The 13,153-nt window shown below is 73.5% G+C and carries 14 protein-coding genes and 1 tRNA gene; 6 read left to right on the top strand and 9 right to left on the bottom strand.

Annotation, left to right across the window (positions count from 1 at the left end):
• Window positions 1–13 precede the first annotated feature (13 nt).
• Complete coding sequence (locus ACZ6ZT_RS12115; protein ID WP_469718364.1) at window positions 14–427, bottom strand: DUF7848 domain-containing protein; 414 nt, start codon at window positions 425–427, stop codon at window positions 14–16.
• Between the two features lie 104 nt (window positions 428–531).
• On the opposite strand from ACZ6ZT_RS12115, the gene ACZ6ZT_RS12120 reads away from it, so the two are divergent.
• Together ACZ6ZT_RS12120 and ACZ6ZT_RS12125 are read left to right on the top strand one after the other, a co-directional pair.
• On the top strand, window positions 532–1,371 hold the full coding sequence (locus ACZ6ZT_RS12120; protein ID WP_469718367.1) for a helix-turn-helix domain-containing protein: 840 nt from the start codon (window positions 532–534) through the stop codon (window positions 1,369–1,371).
• On the top strand, window positions 1,368–1,577 hold the full coding sequence (locus ACZ6ZT_RS12125; protein ID WP_469718370.1) for a DUF397 domain-containing protein: 210 nt from the start codon (window positions 1,368–1,370) through the stop codon (window positions 1,575–1,577). Before ACZ6ZT_RS12120 ends, ACZ6ZT_RS12125 begins: the two co-directional genes overlap by 4 nt.
• A 24-nt stretch (window positions 1,578–1,601) precedes the next feature.
• Here ACZ6ZT_RS12125 and ACZ6ZT_RS12130 read toward each other — a convergent pair whose 3' ends face one another.
• Complete coding sequence (locus ACZ6ZT_RS12130; RefSeq protein ID WP_469718372.1) at window positions 1,602–2,096, bottom strand: GNAT family N-acetyltransferase; 495 nt, start codon at window positions 2,094–2,096, stop codon at window positions 1,602–1,604.
• A 102-nt stretch (window positions 2,097–2,198) separates the two neighbouring features.
• On the bottom strand, window positions 2,199–2,762 hold the full coding sequence (locus tag ACZ6ZT_RS12135) for an FHA domain-containing protein (RefSeq protein ID WP_469718376.1): 564 nt from the start codon (window positions 2,760–2,762) through the stop codon (window positions 2,199–2,201).
• A 124-nt stretch (window positions 2,763–2,886) separates the two neighbouring features.
• On the opposite strand from ACZ6ZT_RS12135, the gene treZ reads away from it, so the two are divergent.
• Window positions 2,887–4,638 carry a malto-oligosyltrehalose trehalohydrolase gene (treZ, locus tag ACZ6ZT_RS12140; RefSeq protein ID WP_469718380.1) on the top strand — a complete coding sequence of 584 codons (1,752 nt, stop codon included), beginning with the start codon at window positions 2,887–2,889 and terminating at the stop codon, window positions 4,636–4,638.
• A gap of 22 nt (window positions 4,639–4,660) precedes the next feature.
• Here treZ and ACZ6ZT_RS12145 read toward each other — a convergent pair whose 3' ends face one another.
• On the bottom strand, window positions 4,661–5,803 hold the full coding sequence (locus tag ACZ6ZT_RS12145; protein WP_469718383.1) for a M24 family metallopeptidase: 1,143 nt from the start codon (window positions 5,801–5,803) through the stop codon (window positions 4,661–4,663).
• Entirely contained in the window at window positions 5,800–6,645 is an 846-nt protein-coding gene (locus tag ACZ6ZT_RS12150) for a LysR family transcriptional regulator (RefSeq protein WP_469718386.1), read from the bottom strand. The genes ACZ6ZT_RS12145 and ACZ6ZT_RS12150 overlap by 4 nt, the downstream gene beginning before the upstream one ends.
• A 93-nt stretch (window positions 6,646–6,738) precedes the next feature.
• Here ACZ6ZT_RS12150 and ACZ6ZT_RS12155 point away from each other — a divergent pair, with 93 nt between their 5' ends.
• Together ACZ6ZT_RS12155 and ACZ6ZT_RS12160 are read left to right on the top strand one after the other, a co-directional pair.
• Window positions 6,739–7,599, top strand: coding sequence for a CTP synthase C-terminal region-related (seleno)protein (locus ACZ6ZT_RS12155; RefSeq protein ID WP_469718390.1), 861 nt, complete (start codon window positions 6,739–6,741; stop codon window positions 7,597–7,599).
• Between the two features lie 73 nt (window positions 7,600–7,672).
• Window positions 7,673–7,745: transfer RNA gene (locus ACZ6ZT_RS12160), tRNA-His, on the top strand.
• Between the two features lie 56 nt (window positions 7,746–7,801).
• On the opposite strand, the gene ACZ6ZT_RS12165 is transcribed toward ACZ6ZT_RS12160, so the two are convergent.
• Entirely contained in the window at window positions 7,802–9,862 is a 2,061-nt protein-coding gene (locus ACZ6ZT_RS12165; RefSeq protein ID WP_469718393.1) for a phosphocholine-specific phospholipase C, read from the bottom strand.
• Between the two features lie 284 nt (window positions 9,863–10,146).
• Between ACZ6ZT_RS12165 and ACZ6ZT_RS12170 the strand changes: the two genes are divergently transcribed.
• Entirely contained in the window at window positions 10,147–10,491 is a 345-nt protein-coding gene (locus tag ACZ6ZT_RS12170) for a hypothetical protein (protein ID WP_469718397.1), read from the top strand.
• Between the two features lie 199 nt (window positions 10,492–10,690).
• Here ACZ6ZT_RS12170 and msrB read toward each other — a convergent pair whose 3' ends face one another.
• The 3 genes from msrB to ACZ6ZT_RS12185 are packed head-to-tail and all read right to left on the bottom strand — an operon-like array spanning window position 10,691 to window position 13,023.
• A complete protein-coding gene (gene msrB, locus ACZ6ZT_RS12175; RefSeq protein WP_469718400.1) occupies window positions 10,691–11,098 on the bottom strand; it encodes a peptide-methionine (R)-S-oxide reductase MsrB in 408 nt (135 codons plus the stop codon).
• A gap of 15 nt (window positions 11,099–11,113) precedes the next feature.
• Window positions 11,114–12,508, bottom strand: coding sequence for a UDP-N-acetylmuramate--L-alanine ligase (gene murC / locus ACZ6ZT_RS12180; RefSeq protein ID WP_469718403.1), 1,395 nt, complete (start codon window positions 12,506–12,508; stop codon window positions 11,114–11,116).
• 47 nt (window positions 12,509–12,555) lie between these two features.
• Window positions 12,556–13,023 carry an indole-3-glycerol phosphate synthase gene (locus tag ACZ6ZT_RS12185; protein WP_469718406.1) on the bottom strand — a complete coding sequence of 156 codons (468 nt, stop codon included), beginning with the start codon at window positions 13,021–13,023 and terminating at the stop codon, window positions 12,556–12,558.
• Window positions 13,024–13,153: the final 130 nt, after the last annotated feature.

Below are 13,153 nucleotides of genomic sequence, written 5' to 3' on the forward strand. Positions count from 1 at the left end.
GTGCCGTCGCCACTCACCGGACGCGCTCCACGACGGCGACCTCCGAGAACTCCCTCACGAAGGTCATGTGCCCGGTGCGGCCGGTGTGCGCGATGCACATGTCCGAGCAGGCGTCGGCGCCCCCGCCCGGGCCGGAGCGCCACCGGCAGTCGGGGTGCAGGCACCGCGCCGTGGCCGTCGTCTCCGCCGAGGGGTGGCGCCGCATGACGTGCTCCACGAACCGGAACGCCGCCCTCACCGCGCCACCGCCGCCCGCGTGTTGCGCGTGGTTGGCCAGCTCGGCGTTCTGCACCGCCACGGCGGATACGTTGCCCACCGCCCAGGCGAGCCTCCTGGTCTCCGCCAGCGCCTCGCAGACCCCGCACCCGGGGGTGGGGACCGGCTCCAGCGGGTCGTGCGGGTGTGGGCGTGCGTTCGCGTCGAACACCGCCGCTCCTCTCCGTAGTCGTTTCACTACCAAGGAGCATCAGCGTGGCCTAGAGTCGGGGAACCCTTCAAGTAATCGCTGGGGAGGGAAGGGTTGAGCGCACCATGGTCAACCGCAAGGAGTTACGCCCCGAGAGCAGCCCGGCCGCCGCGTTCGGCGCGCGACTGCGCAGGTCGAGGGAGGCACGCGGGTGGAACCAGGAGGACTTGGCCCTGCGGGTGGGATGTTCGAGCCAGCACATCTCGGCGGTCGAAACTGCTCGCAAACCGCCGACCCTTCGTTTCGCGCGCAAAACAGACGCCGCCTTCGGCACCGCCGGCAGCACCGGTTCCTTCGAGCGCGAGTGGCGCACCCTCCGGCACGGGAGCTTGCTGGAAGGTTTTCCGGAGTACGTGAACCACGAAGGGCGGGCGGTCGAGCTGCGGCTGTTCGAGATCGGCATCGTTCCAGGTCTGTTGCAGACGCCTCGGTACGCGCGCGTGCTGGCGGACAGCGCCGTACGGCGGGGAGCCATCACCCCCGAGCAGGCCACCGAGCGCGTCTCGTTCCTGGCGGAACGGCAGGCCGCGCTGGAACGGGCGCGTCCGCCCATGGTGTTCGTCGTGATGGACGAGAGCTGCGTCCGACGACCCGTAGGGGGGTCCGAGGTCATGGACGCCCAGTTGGAGCGGCTACTGGCGTTCGCCGAGCACCCCGCCACGATGCTCCAGGTGGCACCGTACGACATAGGCGAGCGGCGCACGTTCGACCTGCCGGTCAACCTCCTGACGCTGCCGGACCGGTCCGTAGTCGCCTACGCCGAGTCTCAGGCCCAGGGGCACCTGGACCGGGAAACGTCATCGGTGCTGCCCATGCTGACGGCCTACCATCAACTCCAGGCCGAGGCGCTGTCCCAGACGGCGTCTGTGGCCATGATCCGCGAGTTACGAAAGGGCACCCCGTGACGACCCCGACCGATTCCCCCCACTGGTTCAAGTCCTCGTACAGCAACAACGGCGGCAACTGCGTCGAGGTCGCCACCAACCTCGCCCCCCTAGGCACCGTCCCCCTCCGCGACTCCAAGACCCCCGGCGGCCCCGTGCTGCACCTGACCGCCGGGGCGTTCGCCGCCTTCGTCTCGGCCCTCAAGGCGGGGACCGACGGCGCCTGACCCGGTCGGCTGGCCGGTGGCGCCTTACACCACCGGCCAGGCGTACCGGCGCTTGGGGCGGGAGGTGGCGCCGAGGCGGTCGTAGAAGCGGATCGCGCCCTCGTTCCACTCCGGGGTCTGCCATTCCACGTGGCCGAGGCCGCACTCGCGGGCCAGGTCGGCCACGGCGGACATGAGGGCGGCGCCCAGTCCGTGGCCGCGGGCCTCCTCCGCGAGGTAGAGGCAGTCCAGGTGGAGGTAGGAGCGGGCGTCCCAGAAGGACAGTTCCTCCGAGCAGGCGGCGTATCCGGCGACCTCGCCGCCCGGCGTCTCGGCGAGCAGTACCCACACCCGGGCCTCCCCCGCGAAGAGCAGCGGGCCGAGGCGGTCGGCGAGGTCGGGCGGGCGCGGAGCGGAGCGCTCGTACGCGATGTGCTCGTGGATCAGCTCGACGAGCCGGGGCAGATCGGCGGGACGGGCGGGGCGCACGAGCGGGGTGGGCGTCGGGTTCATGGAGTTCACGGAGTTCGTGGAATTCATGGACTTCATCCTCCGCGCTGTCCCGCGCCGGAGGCCAGCGGGAGGGCAGTCGGGCACGCCCCCGGCCGATCCCACCGGCGGGCGGCCGGGCCCGCCGCTCCCTCACCCCGAGGACAACCGGAACGTCATGCGGCCGAAGCCGATCTGGTCGCCGTCGCGGACCACCGCCGAGCCCGTGACGCGGCGGCCGTTGACGGTGGTGCCGTTGGTCGAGCCGAGGTCGCGCAGGATCCAGGTGCCGTCGCGCAGGGTCAGCTCGGCGTGGGCCCGCGAGACGGTGTCGTGGCTGAGCCGCAGGCCGTTGCCGGGGTCGCGGCCGATGCGCAGCGGGCCGGCGCCGGGGTGCGGGAGCAGCAGCCGGGGCAGCCGTTCGGCCTGCCAGGCCCGGCGTACTCCGGCGGACACGGCGGAAGCCCGGCCGACCCAGCCGAACAGCCGGTGCGTCCAGGGGCTTTCGGCGTGTCCGCGCGCCTCCAGGTCGGCGGTGAGGACGGCCAGGTCCTCGGCGCGCCGGGCGACGAGCGCGAGTTCCATGCGGCGCAGGAAGGTGTCGTGCGACAGCTCCCCGAGCGCCGCGCCCTCCCGTAGCCGGCCCAGCGCCCGCTCGCGCTCCGCGTCGGAGACACGTGGGACGGGGAAGGCGGGGAATTCGAAACTCGACGTCACAGGGTGATTGTCGGCCCGTCGGGTGCGGAGTGTCCAGAACTCCCCCGGTGGGCCCGGAATGATGGGCACGATACGCATGCTGGACACCGCCTGAGACGACACCGTTGAGACGAGGGGACCGTCCGTGCAGTTCGAGGTGTGGGCACCGCTGACAGGTCGGGTCGCCTTGCGACTCAACGACACCGACTACGAGATGACCCCCGATCCGGGTCCGGACCGCGCGGGCTGGTGGACCGTCGAGGCCCCGGCCGGCGACGGCGACCGGTACGGGTTCCTGCTGGGCGATGTCCCGGTGCCGCGCCCCGACCCGCGCGGGCGGCGGCTGCCGGAGGGCCCCGACGGCCCTTCGGCGGTGGTGGACTTCGGGCCGCTCACCCCGGAGGGGTCCGGGCCGCGCGTCCCGTTGCAGGACGCGGTCCTGTACGAGCTGCACATCGGGACCTTCACCCCCGAGGGCACCTTCGACGCGGCCGCCGCCCGCCTGGGGCACCTGACCGCGCTCGGGGTCACGCACGTGGAGCTGATGCCGGTCTGCCCGTTCCCCGGGCGGCACGGCTGGGGGTACGACGGGGTGGCGCCCTGGGCGGTGCACGAGCCGTACGGCGGTCCGGCGGGGCTCGCCCGGTTCGTGGCGGCGGCGCACGCGGCGGGGCTGGGGGTGGTGCTGGACGTGGTCCACAACCACCTGGGCCCGTCCGGGAACCACCTGCCCGCCTTCGGGCCGTACTTCACCGAGACCCACCACACCCCGTGGGGCGCGGCGGTGAATCTGGACGCGCCCGGTTCCGACGAGGTCCGCGCGTACCTCATCGGCAGCGCGCTGGCCTGGCTGCGGGACTACCGCATCGACGGGCTGCGGCTGGACGCGGTGCACGCGCTGGCCGACGGGCGGGCGCTGACCTTCCTGGAGGAGCTGGCGGCGGCGGTGGACGAGCTGGCGGTGGAGACGGCCCGGCCGCTGTTCCTGATCGCCGAGTCGGACCAGGGCGACCCCCGGCTGACCACGCCCCGTACGGCGGGCGGGCTGGGCCTGCACGCGCAGTGGAACGACGACTTCCACCACGCGCTGCACTGTGCGCTGACCGGGGAATCCCAGGGGTACTACGCGGACTTCGCCACGGCTCCGCTCGGGGCCCTGGCCAAGACGCTGACCCGGGCGTTCTTCCACGACGGCACCTGGTCCTCCTTCCGGGGCCGCACCCACGGCCGCCCGGTGGACCGGCGGCGCACGCCCGCGCACCGTTTCCTCGGCTACTCCCAGACCCACGACCAGATCGGCAACCGGGCGCTGGGCGACCGGCTCTCTTCCTCCCTCTCCCCCGGCCTGCTGGCCTGCGCGGCGGCGCTGACGCTGACCGGGCCGTTCGTGCCGATGCTGTTCATGGGCGAGGAGTGGGGGGCCGGCACGCCCTGGCAGTACTTCACCGACCACCAGGACCCGGAGCTCGCGGAGGCGGTGCGGACGGGCCGGCGCAGGGAGTTCGCGGAGCACGGCTGGAAGGCCGAGGAGATCCCGGACCCGCAGGACCCGGCGACCCGGGACCGGTCCTGTCTGGACTGGTCGGAGCCGCAGGCGCCGGGGCACGCCCGGCTGCTGGACTGGTACCGGACGCTGGTGGCGCTGCGCCGGTCGCAGCCGGACCTGCGCGACCCGGACCTGGCGGCGGTACGGGTCGCGCACGACGAGGAGCGGCGCTGGGTGACGTTCCGGCGGGGTGATGTCCGGGTGGTGGTCAACTTCTCGCCGGAGCCGGTGACGATCGCGCTGGGCCGCAACGGGGTGCGGGTGCTGGCCGCCTGGGAGCCGGCGGACCATCCCGGTCCGGACGGGCGGGTCCACGTACCGGGCGAATCGGCGGTGGTGCTGGGCCACTAGAACCGCCCGCCCGGCCGCCCGGCTATTCCACGATCGCGAGCTCGCGCGGGGCGTTGTTCAGGCGGCGCCCGCCGTCCCCGGTGACGGTCACGATGTCCTCGATGCGGACGCCGAAGCGGCCGGGCAGGTAGATGCCCGGCTCGACGGAGAAGCACATGCCGGGCAGCAGGGGCTGTTCCTCGCCCTCGATCATGTACGGGGGTTCGTGGGTGGTGACGCCGATGCCGTGGCCGGTGCGGTGGATGAAGCGGTCCCCGTAGCCGAACTCGGTGATCACCGCCCGGGCGGCCCGGTCGACGTCCTGGCAGAGCGCGCCGGGGCGGACGGCCGCGACACCGGCCTGCTGGGCCTCGCGGACGATGTCGTGGACGCGCTGTTCCTCGGGGGTGGGCTCGCCGACGTGCACGGTGCGGGAGATGTCGGATCCGTAGCCGTGCTTCAGGCCGCCGAAGTCGAGGACGATCATGTCGCCGTCGCGGATGACGCGTTCGCCGGCCTCGTGGTGGGGGTTGGCGCCGTTGGGGCCGGAGCCGACGACGGTGAAGTCGACCTGGGAGTGGCCGTGGACGCGCAGCAGCGCGGCCAGGTCGGCGGCGACGTCGCTCTCGCGGCGGCCGGCGAAGGGGACGTGCAGAATCTGGGCGTAGGCGGCGTCGGCGGCCTCCCCGGCGGCGGCGAGCCGGGCCAGTTCCCGTTCGTCCTTGACGGCGCGCAGCAGGGGCAGCGCCTCGGTGAGGGGGGCGTAGGCGGTGTCCGGCGTCTGGCGTTGCAGGCCGAGGAGGTGCAGGGCCCAGGTGTTGTCGCTGACGCCGAAGCGGCCGCCGGCGGCGAGGAGCGGGGCGGTGATCCCGTACGGGTCCTTCCCGTCGGCCCAGTCCCGCAGGGTCAGCGCGCCCGCGCCGGGCGCCTTGGCGGCGTCGGGGGCTTCCAGGGCGGGGACGACGAGGACCGGTTCGCGGTCGGGGGTGAGGACGAGCAGGGTGAGCCGCTCGGTGTCGACGGGCCGGTATCCGGTGAGGTGGGTGAGGTCGGGCCCGGGGGCGATGAGCAGCCCGGCGAGCCCGGCCTCGGCGGCGGCGCGGGCGGCGCCGGCCATCCGGGCGGCGTAGTCGGCGGTGGTGAAGGGGGCGGGGTCGGCGTGGACGGGGCCGGGAGTGTCGGTCATACGGGGGATCCTGCCCCGAGGCGGGTGGCGAGCGCAGCGGCCGCGCCGGACAGGGTGGCGGGGGCGAGGAGTTCCGTACGGTGCACCAGGCGCGGTGCGGCGAGCGGTACGCAGACCCCCGCGCCGGCGGCTTCGGCGACGCGTCGGGGCAGCAGCGCGAGGCCGTGGCCGGCGGCCGCGAGGGCGCACAGGGCCCGCAGGTCGGTGCCCTCGTAGCGCAGGGCACGGCGGCCGGCGGTGAGCGGCAGGCCGAGGTCGGGGGCGTCGAGCCAGCGGGCGTCGGCGAGGTCGTCGAGCCGGACGGAGTCCCGGCCGGCGAAGGGGTGCCCGGCCGGGAGCAGGACGGCCAGCTCCTCCTCGCCGATGCCGGTCACCCGCAGCGGGGCCACGTCGGGCAGCCGCAGGGGGTCGCTGGGGGCGGCCGGGCCGTCGACGAGGCCGAGGTCGCAGTCCCCGGCGGCGACGGCGGCGGGCACGGCGTCGGGGGGCAGGATCCGCAGCGTGACTCCGGTGGCGGGGAGCGCGGCGAGCAGCCGGGGGCCGATGGCGAGCGGGGAGGCGGCGAGGGTGACCCGGCCGGGCGGTGCGGCGGCCAGCCGCAGCACGTCGGCGCGGGCGGCGTCGAGGCGCAGCAGCAGCGGGCCGGCGTGTTCCAGCAGCCGGGCCCCGGCGGGGGTGGGCGCGACGGGCCGCCGGGTGAGCAGCTCGGCGCGCAGGTCGGCTTCGAGGGCGGCGATGTGCTGGGAGACGGCGGACTGGGTGTAGCCGAGTTCGCGGGCGGCGGCGGAGAAGGAGGAGAGCCGGGCGACGGCGGTGAAGGTGCGCAGGAGGTGGGGGTCCATGATCCCAGGGTCTCAGGCTCATCAGGATCGCTTATGGAGGGTGCAGGAACAATCGTTGGCGCTGAAGTGGGGCCGGGCTCCAGGATGATCCACATGACCACCACCGCCCCGCGCGCCGCCACCGCCGTCCCCTCGTACACCGCCGCCGCCTCGTCCCCCACTGCGGCCCCGGCCGGCACCGCCACCGTCGCCCGGATCGCCCTCGTCGGCGACCGCTCCCCGCACGTGAAGTCGCACACCCGGATCCCGCTCCTGCTGGAGGCACTGGAGGTGCGCGACGGTCTCGTCCTCGACGCCTGCTGGATCCCGACGGCGGAGGCGGCCGACGCGGCGGCGGACGGGACGCTGGCCCGCTTCGACGCCGTGTGGGTGCTGCCCGGCAGCCCGTACGCGAGCGAGGCCGGGGCGCTCGCCGCGATCCGGGTGGCCCGGGAGGAGGCGATCCCCTTCCTCGGCACCTGCGGCGGCTTTCAGCACGCCCTGCTGGAGTTCGCCCGCAACGCGTGCGGCCTGACGGGGATGGCGCACGCCGAGAACGACCCCGGGGCGGCGGACCCCCTGATCGCGCCGCTGGCCTGCTCGCTGGTCGGGCACGAGGGCCTCGTCCGGGCCGAGCCCGGCTCGCTCGCCGAGTCCGCGCTGGGCGCCGAGCGGTCGCTGGAGCGCTACCACTGCGTCTACGGCCCGGCGTCCGGACACCTCCCGGCGCTCACCGCGCACGGGCTGCGGCTGTCGGGGCACGACGAGGACGGGCAGGTGCGGATCGTGGAGCTGCCCGGCCACCCCTTCTTCCTGGCCACCCTGTTCCAGCCGGAGCTTGCCGGGGACGGGAGCCGGCCGCACCCGGTGGTCCGGGCGCTGGCCGAGGCGGCCGTGGCGCGCGCCGCCCGCCGCGCGGACAGCCTGCTGGCCAGGCTCGCCGCCACCCTGGCCGGCGTCCGGTCGGCCGGATAACCCGTCGCGGGAGCACCCCGGCGATCGGCTATGCTGTGCGTGCACGACGACGGGCGGTCCGCCGCCCCTCGTGGTGGGTGTAGCTCAGCTGGTAGAGCACCTGGTTGTGGTCCAGGTGGCCGCGGGTTCAAGTCCCGTCACTCACCCTTCGGTCCCGTGGGGGCTACGAGGTTCTCCTCGTAGCCCCCACGGGCGTTTCCGGTCAGGCGGTCTTGAGGGCGGGATCGGAGACGCCCGGGGCGCCCGTCTCGACGTGGCCGGCGAAGCGGCGCAGGAAGGTGGCGTCGGCGTCGGAGACCACCTTGACGTCGTACCAGCGGCCGGTCGCGCGGAGGTCGACGGTGGTGGTGACGGTGGCCCCCGCGTTGACCTTGAAGGTCTGGGGGGCGCCGCCGTAGGCGTTGGTCACCGTGAGGTTGACCGCGGCCGTGCCGGCGTTGGTGAGGGTGAGCGCCAGGTTGCCGGTGGCGTCCACGTGGCGGGCCGTGACCTCGGGGCCGGCCTTCTTCGTCGGGCCCTTCCAGGTGCGCAGGAAGCCGTTGGGGCCCCAGACCGTGAGGTCGATCTGGTTGCCGGTCGAGGTGCTGGTGCTCCAGGTGTCGGAGAGGGTCTTGCCCGCCTCGACGGTGTAGGGCCAGGGGCCGTCGGTGCGGTTGCCCGAGGTGCTGTGGAAGTGGGCGCCGAGGGAGGGGCCGGCGGAGAAGGTGAGGGTGAACTTGGCGGTGGAGGTGGTGGCCTTGCCGTCCACGTACGGGGAGTAGCGCAGGGCGCGGGTCGGCTTGGAGCCCGCCTCCTGTGCGGGCAGGCTGCCGGTGGCCGGCGGGACCGGGTGGTAGGACGGGTGCGCGTTGTGGTCCGGCGGTACGTAGCCGGCCGTGGAGGGCAGCGCGGCCGGGGAGGCGTCGGCGCGGCTGAAGTCGAAGGCCGAGGTCAGGTCGCCGCAGACGGCGCGGCGCCAGGGCGAGATGTTGGGCTCCTGGACGCCGAAGCGCTGCTCCATGAAGCGGATCACCGAGGTGTGGTCGAAGGTCTCGGAGCAGACGTAACCGCCCTTGCTCCAGGGCGAGACGACGATCATCGGGACGCGCGGGCCGAGGCCGTAGGGGCCGGCCGCGTAGCCGCCGCCCCCGGCGTAGAGGTCGCGGGTGACGTCCGCCGTGGACAGGCCCCAGGCGGCGGAGGTGGGCGGGTACGGGGGCACGACGTGGTCGAAGAAGCCGTCGTTCTCGTCGTAGGTGATGAAGAAGGCCGTCTTCGCCCACACCGCCGGGTTGGCGGTGAGCGCGTCCAGGACCTGGGAGATGTACCAGGCGCCGAAGTTGACCGGCCAGTTCGGGTGTTCGCTGAAGGCCTCCGGCGCGGCGATCCACGACACCTGGGGCAGGGTGCCGCCCACGACGTCCGCGCGCAGCTTGGCGAAGTAGCTCTCGCCGGCCTTGGCGTTGGTTCCCGTACGGGCCTTCTCGTAGAGGGCGCTGCCGGGCTGGGCGTTGCGGTAGCTGTTGAAGTAGAGCAGCGAGTTGTCGCCGTAGTTGCCGCGGAAGGCGTCGCCGATCCAGCCCCAGCCGCCCGCGGCGTTCAGGCCGTCGCCGATGTCCTGGTAGACCTTCCAGGAGACCCCGGCCGCCTCCAGGCGCTCGGGGTAGGTCTTCCAGCCGTAGCCGGCTTCCTGGTTGCCGAGGACGGGGCCGCCGCCGGTGCCGTCGTTGCCCGTGTGGCCGGACCAGAGGTAGTAGCGGTTCGGGTCGGTGGCGCCGATGAAGGAGCAGTGGTAGGCGTCGCAGACGGTGAAGGCGTCGGCGAGGGCGTAGTGGAACGGGATGTCGTTCCGCGTCATGTACGACATGGTCGTGGTGGTCTTGGCCGGGACCCACTTGTCGTACTTGCCGTTGTTGTAGGCCTGGTGGCCGCCGGCCCAGTCGTGGTTGAGGCCCTCGACGAACTGCATGCCCAGGTCGTTGACCTGCGGGTGGAAGGGGAGGATGTCCTTCGTCCCGTTGGACTGGTAGAAGACCGGCTTGCCGTTGTCCTGGAGCACCGGGCGCGGGTCTCCGAAGCCGCGCACGCCCTTCATGGTGCCGAAGTACTGGTCGAAGGACCGGTTCTCCTGCATCAGCACGACGATGTGCTCGATGTCCTGGATCGTGCCGGTGGTGCCCTGCGCGGGAATGGCGGCGGCCCGGGCGATGCTCTCGTTGAGCATCGCGGCCGCGGCGGTGCCGCCCGCGATCTGGAGGAACCTGCGTCGGTTGAGCTCAGCCATGGGTGACGACCTCTGGGGGGAAGGGGGAGCCGAGGGGCGCCCCAAGGACAGCGGTCCCGGGGTACCGAACGGGGATCCCCGTCTGTCGGGGGGCCGTACAACGGGCGAACGCCCGGCGGGCGCGGAGCGGGTGGGGCGCGGGGGGCGCTGAACCGGAGGTGTGGTCGGGCAGGCACCGGCACGGTACGGGGACCCGCGCCCGTACGAAAGCCCTGCGAGCCGCCTCACCGGAGGGCGGACGCGGGGTCGCCTACTCGGCGCGCGGCAGCGGGAGTTGAGGATCCGTGCTCAGGATCGGGCCAGGCGGCATGGTGGACGCGGCGGCGGGGCGGCGGGTGGTGTGGATGAGCAGTGCTGGCGTGTACGACCCGCGCGGGGCCCGGGGGACGGCCGGCGAGGGCCATCCGCGTACGGGGCGGCTGAACGCGTACGGCCGGGTCAAGGCGGCGGGCGAGGCGCCGACGCGGGTCCGGGCGGGGGCGCTGCCGCTGACGGTGGCTCGTACGGGGGCGCGGGCGGCCGCCGTCGGCACGGGCCCGGCCGGGGACGCTGCGCTGCCGATGGCCCGTACCGGGCGCGGTGGGCGGCTGTCGGCACGGGCCCGGCCGGGGACGCTGCGCTGCCGGTGACCCGTAGCGGGCGCGGGCAGCGTAGGCGGCGGCGCGGTCTGCTGGGGGCGAGCCGGGCCTCGGCCGTTACGCGGCCGGGCCGGGGCCGGGCCGGACCTCAGCCCTTACGCGGTGGGTCGGCCGTCCCGGCCGGTGGTGCCGGATGTGGGCAGGGCCCGCGCCCGGGGCTGGGCCCCGGCGCGGGCCCTGGAGGACCGGCTCAGCTCTCGGCGGGGGTGAGCCGCAGGGAGATGCTGTTGATGCAGTACCGCTGGTCGGTGGGGGTCGGGTACCCCTCACCTTCGAACACGTGACCGAGGTGGGAGCCGCAGCTCGCGCAGCGGACCTCGGTGCGGACCATGCCGTGCGAGGTGTCGGCGATCAGCTCGACGGCGTCGGTGTCCTTCGGGTCGAAGAAGGACGGCCAGCCGCAGTGCGACTCGAACTTCTCCGAGGAGCGGAACAGCTCGGCGCCGCAGCCCCGGCAGGAGTAGACGCCCTCGGTCTTGGTGTCGGTGTACTCACCGCGGAAGGCCGGCTCGGTGCCCGCCAGGCGCAGCACCTGGTACTCGGACGGAGTCAGTTCGGCCTGCCACTGCTCGTCCGTCTTCTGGACCTCGTACGCCATGACGTTCCCGCTCCCTCAGTTCGACAGGCGGGCGAGGATCTGGGGTCCCAGGTCCGTGACGTCGCCGGCGCCCATGGTGAGAACGAGATCACCGGGCTTGGCCATTCCCGCGATGACGTCGGCGACGTCCTCCTTCTCGTGCTCGGCGCTGACGTCGGCGCCGGCCGCGCGGGCCGCGGTGATGATGATCTCGCTGGTGATCCCGGGGATCGGGTCCTCGCGGGCCGGGTAGATGTCGAGGACCACGGAGGCGTCGGCCAGCGTGAGGGCGGCGCCCATCTCCTTGCCCAGCTCCTGGGTGCGGGAGAAGAGGTGCGGCTGGAAGACGACCAGGATGCGCGCGTCCCCGGCGGCCCCGCGGATGGCCTCCAGGTCGGCGGTCATCTCGGTGGGGTGGTGCGCGTAGGAGTCGATGACCTGGACGCCGGCCGCCTCGCCCTTGAGCTGGAGGCGGCGCTTGACGCCGGTGTACTTGCCGAGGGCGGAGGCGAGGTTGTGCGCCGGGATGCCGAGGGCGACACCGGCGGCCAGGGCGGCCACGGCGTTGTGCGCGTAGTGACGGCCGGGCACGGAGACGGTGAAGGTGAGCATCCGGCCCTGGAGCACGACGGTGACCTCGCTGGTCAGACCGCGCGGGGTGATCTTGGTGATCCGGACGTCGGCGTCGTCCTCCTCGCCGTACGTGACGACGTTCAGACCCTCCCTGCCCGCGACCCGGCGGGCGATCTCGGCGGCGCCGTCCTGGCCGTGCGCGACGACGAGGGTGCCACCGGGGACGATCTTGGCGACGAAGGTCTCGAAGGAGGCGTAGATCTCCTCCATCGACGCGTAGTTCGCGTGGTGGTCGAGCTCCGCGTTGAGGATGATCGCGACCTCGGGCGCGTACTTGTGGAAGCTGCGGTCGCTCTCGTCCGCCTCGGCCACGAAGATCTCGCCCTCGCCGTGGTGGGCGTTGGAGCCGGGCGCGTCCAGGTCGCCACCGATGGCGTACGAGGGGTCCAGGCCCAGCGCCGAGAGGGAGACCGCCAGCATCGAGGTGGTGGTGGTCTTGCCGTGCGTACCGGCGACGGCGATCGGGCGCAGGCCGTCCATGAGCGAGGCGAGGGCGTCGGAGCGGTGCACGACCGGAACGCCCAGCTCGGCGGCGCGGACCAGCTCGGGGTTGTCGGCGCGGATGGCGCTGGAGACGACCACGCAACTGGTGTCGTCGGCGAGGTGGCCGGCGGCGTGCCCGATGTGCACCGTGGCGCCGTGGGCGCGCAGCGCCCCGGCGGTCTCGGAGTCACGGGAGTCGCTGCCGGCCACCCGCGCGCCGCGCTGGGCGAGGATCTTCGCGATGCCGGACATGCCGGCGCCGCCGATGCCGATGAAGTGGGGCCGTTCCATCGCGGTCGGCAGGCCGGGCTTCATTCAGGTCGCTCCAGGGTCGAGAGGTGCGGGGGCTGTGCCGCCCCAGCCTATTCGTTGTGGGCGAAGAGCTTGAGCACCGGAACCCCGACCTTGTGCCGCGCCCGGGAGGCCCAGTCCCGGTGGAAGAACTCCTCCACGTAGTGCGGGGCGGTCAGGACGATCACCTCGTCGGCACCGGTTTCGTCGACGACGGTCTTCAGGTGGTCGAGGGGGTGGTCCTCGATGATGTGACCGACGGCCTCGGCGCCCTTGCGCCGCAGGGCGGCCAGGGAGTGTTCGAGCGCCACCGCGGCGGGCCCGCGGGCCGCGTCCCCCTCGGGTTCCTCCCCTTCGTGGAGGGCCTCGGGCAGCTCGCCGAGCGCGACGTCGTCGATGGCGCGGAGCAGCCGGTCCTGGTCGCCCCTGGGTTGCATCAGGACGACGAAGGAGACGTGGTCGTCGCCGTGCAGGGTGGTGACGAAGTCCACGTCCACCGTGGTCAGCGGCTGCTCGATCATCAATACGCTCGTGAACACGGACGCCCTCTCCTTCGTGCGCGGGGGCCGGTCGGCCGGCTCCCGCGCAAACCATCCTGCCCCGCTCACGCGGGGCGTTCCGTAGATATATGTGATCAGGTATGTGCCCAGAGGAAGCTAAGCGGAACTC

This window comes from Streptomyces sp. NPDC102258, assembly GCF_055584685.1.

What these genes read in the sequence shown, in the direction of transcription:
- ACZ6ZT_RS12130 (WP_469718372.1), bottom strand. Translation starts at nt 2,096, where the DNA reads ATGAATTCCACGAACTCCGTGAACTCCATGAACCCGACGCCCACCCCG.
- ACZ6ZT_RS12165 (WP_469718393.1), bottom strand. Translation starts at nt 9,862, where the DNA reads ATGGCTGAGCTCAACCGACGCAGGTTCCTCCAGATCGCGGGCGGCACC.
- ACZ6ZT_RS12155 (WP_469718390.1), top strand. Translation starts at nt 6,739, where the DNA reads ATGACCACCACCGCCCCGCGCGCCGCCACCGCCGTCCCCTCGTACACC.
- ACZ6ZT_RS12145 (WP_469718383.1), bottom strand. Translation starts at nt 5,803, where the DNA reads ATGACCGACACTCCCGGCCCCGTCCACGCCGACCCCGCCCCCTTCACC.
- murC (WP_469718403.1), bottom strand. Translation starts at nt 12,508, where the DNA reads ATGAAGCCCGGCCTGCCGACCGCGATGGAACGGCCCCACTTCATCGGC.
- ACZ6ZT_RS12150 (WP_469718386.1), bottom strand. Translation starts at nt 6,645, where the DNA reads ATGGACCCCCACCTCCTGCGCACCTTCACCGCCGTCGCCCGGCTCTCC.
- msrB (WP_469718400.1), bottom strand. Translation starts at nt 11,098, where the DNA reads ATGGCGTACGAGGTCCAGAAGACGGACGAGCAGTGGCAGGCCGAACTG.
- ACZ6ZT_RS12120 (WP_469718367.1), top strand. Translation starts at nt 532, where the DNA reads ATGGTCAACCGCAAGGAGTTACGCCCCGAGAGCAGCCCGGCCGCCGCG.